At 29.0% G+C, this 397-nt stretch carries 1 pseudogene; it reads right to left on the minus strand.

What is annotated here, in order from left to right:
• Nucleotides 1-190: 190 nt before the first annotated feature.
• Nucleotides 191-310: pseudogene (locus CD129_RS10425) on the minus strand (protein rep); the annotation flags it as partial.
• Nucleotides 311-397: the final 87 nt, after the last annotated feature.

The following is a 397-nucleotide window of genomic DNA, read 5'->3' on the forward strand; positions in this document are numbered from 1 at the left end:
AAAACGCAAATATGAGCCAAATAAATATATTTTGATTTCACAAAATGATTTTTTCTAAAAACCAGTGTCGATTTTTTAAGACACTGCCCAGTTACATGCAAATTAATTTGCATACATTTTTTTATAGTTCCCACAGGGGCAGGCAACCATATATTTAACAATAAAAAAGTGTCAGTCTAAGACCAACACTTTATGTTTCTTCTTCAATTTCATCAATCATTTGATGATTTAATTCTCTTTTTTCTTGTTCTGTTAAATCATGCAATTCACTCACTAAATACTCTTTTTGTTTCCAAATATAAAAAATTTGGTTCTGTTGCAAAGTAAAAAAATATAGCTAACCACTAATTTATCATGTCAGTGTTCGCTTAACTTGCTAGCATGATGCTAATTTCGT

Source organism: Mammaliicoccus fleurettii (genome assembly GCF_003970575.1).
GTDB lineage: Bacteria > Bacillota > Bacilli > Staphylococcales > Staphylococcaceae > Mammaliicoccus > Mammaliicoccus fleurettii.